This window comes from Streptomyces sp. SM1 (assembly GCF_002910825.1).
Classification (GTDB): domain Bacteria; phylum Actinomycetota; class Actinomycetes; order Streptomycetales; family Streptomycetaceae; genus Streptomyces; species Streptomyces okerensis.
On the sequence record NZ_NEUB01000236.1, the window covers coordinates 1 to 5,596 of the forward strand.

6 protein-coding genes are annotated in these 5,596 nt (G+C 71.0%); 2 read left to right on the forward strand and 4 right to left on the reverse strand.

Annotated features, from left to right (window positions below; all coding sequences use genetic code 11):
* On the reverse strand, nucleotides 1-1,040 hold a 1,040-nt coding region (locus B9S61_RS05520; protein WP_103541181.1), incomplete at its 3' end, for an SDR family oxidoreductase.
* Nucleotides 1,041-1,232: 192 nt separating this feature from the next.
* Here B9S61_RS05520 and B9S61_RS05525 point away from each other — a divergent pair.
* Nucleotides 1,233-2,672: a zinc-dependent metalloprotease gene (locus B9S61_RS05525; protein ID WP_103541182.1), complete on the forward strand. Its 1,440-nt coding sequence runs from the start codon at nucleotides 1,233-1,235 to the stop codon at nucleotides 2,670-2,672.
* On the forward strand, nucleotides 2,669-3,196 hold the full coding sequence (locus B9S61_RS05530; RefSeq protein WP_103541183.1) for an NUDIX hydrolase: 528 nt from the start codon (nucleotides 2,669-2,671) through the stop codon (nucleotides 3,194-3,196). The genes B9S61_RS05525 and B9S61_RS05530 overlap by 4 nt, the downstream gene beginning before the upstream one ends.
* Nucleotides 3,197-3,310: 114 nt before the next feature.
* On the opposite strand, the gene B9S61_RS05535 is transcribed toward B9S61_RS05530, so the two are convergent.
* From B9S61_RS05535 to B9S61_RS05545, 3 genes are all read right to left on the reverse strand, one after another.
* Complete coding sequence (locus B9S61_RS05535; protein WP_103541184.1) at nucleotides 3,311-4,066, reverse strand: AIM24 family protein; 756 nt, start codon at nucleotides 4,064-4,066, stop codon at nucleotides 3,311-3,313.
* Between the two features lie 17 nt (nucleotides 4,067-4,083).
* Entirely contained in the window at nucleotides 4,084-4,764 is a 681-nt protein-coding gene (locus B9S61_RS05540; protein WP_103541185.1) for an AIM24 family protein, read from the reverse strand.
* An 11-nt stretch (nucleotides 4,765-4,775) separates the two neighbouring features.
* Nucleotides 4,776-5,596 (reverse strand): AIM24 family protein (locus B9S61_RS05545; protein WP_146064721.1); only part of this gene is annotated, 821 nt, incomplete at its 5' end.

The following is a 5,596-nucleotide window of genomic DNA, read 5'->3' on the forward strand; positions in this document are numbered from 1 at the left end:
GTGTGCCGGCCGGACACCTCCTCCAGCAGTTCCGCGAGCACCTCCTCGTTGGTGTGCGCGGGCCGCCATCCGGCTGCGTGCAGCCGGCTCCCGCTGACCACCCAGGGGTACATCGTGTAGGCCAGGTCGCCGGCCGGGGACGGGGTGAGCCCGATCCGGTGCAGCCGGGCCGCCGCGCCGAGCGCGACCGCCGACGGCAGCTCCATCCGGCGGATCCCGCTGAGCTCCTCGACCTCCTCCTGCTCCAGCCAGCCGTCGCAGCCGACGGCCAGTTCGCCCTCGGCCTTCTCCAGCACGGCGTATTCCAGGGCACTGCACAGGTCCTCGACGTGGCAGAACTGCCACGCGGGCCGTGATCCGGCCACCACGAGCAGCCGAGGCGACTCGAAATACCTGGTCAGAGCGGTGTCGCTGTTGCCCACCAGTACGGCGGGGCGGACGACGGTGACATTGAGGCCGGGGTGCGCGCGCGGTCCCCGGCGGGCCAGCCGCTCGATCTCCAGAAGGTCGCCGACACCCGTGGCCTCCGCCGTGGCACGCAACTCCGCGTCCTCGGACAGCGGCAGCTCGTTGTCAGGCAGCGCCCCGTAGACCATCGTCGAGGTGCACAGCACCACCCGGTGCACCCCGGCGGCCGCCGCGGCCGTCAGCACGGTCTGGGTGCCCCGTACGTTGTAGGCCGTCCGCGCGGCGGCGTCGGTCTCCAGATCGAGGTCGAGCGCCAGGTGGACCACGACGTCGGCCCCGCGCAGCTTGTCCGCGATGGCGGGATCGCGTACGTCCAGGATGTGCCAGAGCGCCTCGGCGCATTCGCCGCGCCGCTCGTCGATACCGATGACCTGCTTGATCTCCTCCGATGCGGCGAGCCGCGCGGTGAGCAGCGCACCGACGCCGGACGCGGCTCCGGTGACCGCGACGACGGGCCCGCGTGGCGCGGCCGTCCTGTCGGCGCGCTGCTCCCGCGTCGAGGGGTGGTGGTCGGGTGACGGGTGGGTTGACTCGTTTCGCGCTGCGCGAACCTGCGGATCTGGGGAACTCACCGGGCGTCTCCAGCGGTTGTCTTCAGTACGGGCGCAAGCGACGCGTACGTACCAGGTGGCATCCATCCTGCCGCAGGCGTTCTGTCGGCGAAGCACCGAGGCCCGATCCGCTTCAGGTGTCTACGCTGGGTGGTGTTGTCGGGCAACCGTGCCGCCGGAAAGAACCGGTGGCCCTACCAGCCGAGGAAACCCGTGAGTGACACCCCATTCGGATTCGGCCTTCCGCCGGAGGAGCCGGACGACGGCGACGAGGGCAAGAAGAAGGACCCGCAGAGCGGCGGTGGTCAGGGCCCGGCCGGGCCGTTCGGTTTCGGTGTGCCCGGAGCCGGAGGCTTTGGCGGCCCGGGCGCGGACAATCCGTTCGCCGCGATGTTCGGGTCGCTGAACCCCAACGACCTGGGCGCCGCGTTCCAGCAGCTCGGCCAGATGCTGTCCTACGAGGGCGGGCCGGTGAACTGGGACATGGCCAAGCAGATCGCCCGGCAGACGGTCTCCCAGGGGACCGCGGAGGGCTCGAAGGACGCGAGCGTCGGCCCCGCGGACCGCAAGGCCGTCGAGGAAGCGGTCCGTCTGGCCGATCTGTGGCTGGACGACGCCACCTCTCTGCCGTCGGGCGCCAACTCGGCCGTGGCCTGGAGCCGCGCGGAGTGGGTCGAGGCCACCCTGCCGGCCTGGCGCGAGCTGGTCGACCCGGTCGCCGAGCGCGTCGGCAACGCGATGGGCGACGTCCTGCCGGAGGAGATGCAGGCCATGGCCGGCCCGCTGATCGGCATGATGCGCTCCATGGGCGGCGCCATGTTCGGCACGCAGATCGGGCAGGCCGTCGGCGTGCTCGCCGGCGAGGTCGTCGGTTCGTCCGACATCGGCCTGCCGCTGGGACCCGCCCGCCGCGCCGCGCTGCTGCCGCTGAACATCGAGACCTTCGGCAAGGACCTGGGCGTCCCCCAGGAGGAGGTGCGGCTGTATCTTGCCCTGCGCGAGGCCGCCCACCAGCGCCTGTTCGCGCATGTCCCCTGGCTGCGCTCGCACCTGTTCGGCGCGGTCGACGGCTATGCGCGCGGGATCAAGGTCGACACCGGCAAGCTGGAGGACGTGGTCGGCCAGTTCGACCCGCAGAATCCCGAGCAGCTGCAGGAGGCCCTCCAGCAGGGCATGTTCCAGCCGGAGGACACGCCGGAGCAGAAGGCGGCCCTGGCCCGTCTGGAGACGGCGCTGGCGCTGGTCGAGGGCTGGGTCGACGCGGTCGTCCACGCGGCCGCCAAGCCGCGGCTGTCGTCGGCCGACGCGCTGCGTGAGACGCTGCGCCGCCGCCGGGCCTCGGGTGGCCCGGCCGAGCAGACGTTCGCCACGCTGATCGGTCTGGAGCTGCGTCCGCGCCGGCTGCGCGACGCCTCGCGGCTGTGGGCCTCGCTCACCGACGCCCGCGGAGTCGACGGCAGGGACGCCCTGTGGGCGCACCCGGACATGCTGCCGACGGCCACGGATCTGGACGATCCGGACGGTTTCGTACACCGTGAGCAGATCGACTTCTCCGAGCTGGACAAGATGCTCGGCGAGGCCGCCGACAAACCCGGCCTCAAGAAGGAGAAGAACGAGGGCGAGGACGAGAACAAGGGCGACGGCAGCGAGTGAACCTGCACGACGACGCGGTCCTCGTACTCAAGGGGTACGAGGACCAGCAAGAGCTGCGACAGGCCTATCTGGAGCACCTCGCCGCGCATCCGGGCGGCATGTGGAAGGCCTGCGAAGCCGGCCACGTCACCGCGAGCGCCCTGGTGATCGACCCCGAGCGCGGCCGGGTCCTGCTCACCCTGCACAGGAAACTGCGGATGTGGCTCCAGATGGGCGGCCACTGCGAGCCGGGGGACGCCTCGCTCGCCGCGGCGGCGCTGCGGGAGGCGACGGAGGAGTCCGGCATCCCGGACCTGGCGCTTCTGGCGGGCGGGCCCGTGCGGCTGGACCGGCATCCGATCCCGTCGCCCTGCCACTGGCACTTCGACGTCCAGTACGCCGCGGTGGCCGCGCCCGGAGCGGCGCACGCGATCAGCGACGAGTCCCTCGACCTGCGCTGGTTCTCCTACGACGAGATCGCCGACGTGGCCGACGCGTCGGTTCTCCGGCTGACCGAGGCGACCCGGGCGAGGCTGGGCGTCTGACCACGCACGCGGGGCGGCGCGGGCCGGGGCGGCGCGAGAAGCGTGCGCGTCACGGGCCTGTGCGTAAGGGGCGAACACCCTTGTGGTCGCCCCTTACCTGTGTCCGCGCGCCGGTCAGCTCCAGGCGTTGCCCTGGTTCTGGCCGCGGACGCCCTGCTGCCCCATGCCGTACTGCGCGGCGAGCCCGGAGCCGATCTGGGCGTTCTGCGGCGGCAGCAACTCGCTGGGCTGGACGAGCGCGAAGCCGCTGCCCATGAAGCTGAGCTCCCAGCCCTCACCCGTGCTGCCACGCCGGCGCCACACCCCCGAGGAGTGGGTCTGGGCCTGCATCTGCACGCGCAGCGAGGTGGACCAGGCGACGATGGCGTCGGCGTCGCAGTTGACGTACTTGTCCGGGGTGACCTGCATCAGCAGCGGCATGCCGGAGGTCATCAGGGCGACCTTGCCGGTGCCGGTGATGTTGAGCTGGTACTTCCCGGAGCCGGAGATGCCGTACAGGCTGTCGACGGCGATGACCTCGTGGTGCAGCGAGGAGTCCATCGCGAGCACATAGCTGCTGTCGACGGTCAGCCCGTCCCCCTCCACCTCCATGATGTGGATGCGCTGGGCGAGGTTGGCGAGGAAGACCGTGCCCTGCCCGTGGCAGCGCATCAGGTCGAGGCCCTCACCGGTGCGCGCACGCGCGCGTGACGCGCTGTTGCCCTGGTACTCGGCGTCGAACTCCATGAGTCCCTGGTAGGCGACCATGCTGCCCTTGCGGGCGAGGATGTCGTCGTGGCCCTCCAGGGCGATGCGGAGCATCTGCTGGTTCTGCAGGCTCCAGCGCTCCTGGGTCTGCTGGTCGTTGAAGGCGAAAAGCGGGCTCTGCATGATGTGGTTGCTCCCCCTCAGCCCCGGACCCGGAGACGGTCGGTGCTGTCCTCACTGGGCTGGACGACGACGATGCCCTGACCGGAGAAGGCCATCTGGTAGGCCTCGCCGCTGCCGCGGCCGATCAGCGACTGGGCGCGGAAGCTCCGCTTGCCCTTCACCTTGAGGTTCGGGGACCAGGCGACCAGCGCGTCCGGGTCGACGTACGTCTCGTCGTCGCCGCCACCGCAGTCGACGACTATGGGCTTGCCGCGCGAGGTCAGCGCGACCCAGCCCTGCCCGGAGATCTTGGTGTTCCACAGGCCCTGTCCGGCGAACTTCGCCAGGCCCTTGACCCGCTCCACGCCCCATGTGAGATGGGCGTCGAAGGCGAGCAGGTTGGTGGCGTTGACGGAGATGCCGTCACCGTTGAGATTGATCACCACGACGTTGGCGCCGTAGTCGGCGAGGCACAGCAGGCCGTCTCCGGAGCACTTCATCAGGGGCGCGCCCTCGCCGGTCATCCAGTCCTTGGCGATCTGGCGGACGGCGGGCGGGTTGGGCTCGTACTGGACGAACCCTTCGTAGGCGACCATCGAGCCCACGCGCGCGAGAAGGTCGTTACCCGTCTGCATGGCGACCTTCAGCATGTGGTTGCCGTGGTTCTCCATGCGGGCGGTGACGGGGGCGGGGGCGTAGCCCGCGAGTGGCTGGTTCATGACGGGCTCCCTCAGATCTCGTACGGCTGGACGACGATGAAGTTGCCGGGGGCGCCCCGGAACTGGAGGTTGACGCTCTCCCCGGTGTCCCCCGGGTAGGAGTTGCGCCGCATCCGCACCTGGCTGGAGACGACCACCTGGGAGGCGGCCGACCAGGCGACCACCGCGTTGCAGTCGGCGAAGGTGGTGGGGGTGACCGGCAGCACCACGGGCGTGCCGTGGGTCTTCACGACGATCGTGCCGGTGCCCTGGAACTGCATCGTGAACAGCGCGCCGCCAGGGATGCCGTGGCCCTCGATGCGGCGGACCTCGTACTGGAGCGTCTCGTCGAAGGCGAGGACGTTCTCGGCGGAGACGCACACGGCGTCGCCCTGGAGCTCGATCGGGTGCAGCATCGTGGAGTCCTCGGCGAAGAACACCTGTCCCTGGCCGGTGCAGCGCATCAGCTGCATCTCCTGGCCGGTGGCGTTGCCCACGATGCGGCCGGAGAAGCCGGCGCCCTTGTAGCTGAAGTCGACCTTGCCCTGGTAGAGCACCATGCTGCCCTGCCGGGCCAGCACGGGCTGTCCGCCGATGCCGAGGTCGGCGCGGACCAGCTTCTTGTTCTGCTGGGTCCAGCGCTGTCCGGTGGGCGTCTCCTTGAACTTCTGGAGCGCGCCGAGGACTCCGGGGGTCTGCGGTGCGCTCTGGGGAACGCCCTGCGGAGCGCCGTACGGGGCCTGCTGGTGCGGGACCTGTCCGGGCGGGGGCTGCTGCCCGTAGCCCGGAGGGGGTGTGGGCCGGCCGTAACCGGGCGGCGGGGCGGGAGCCTGCGGGGCCTGCGGCTGGCCGT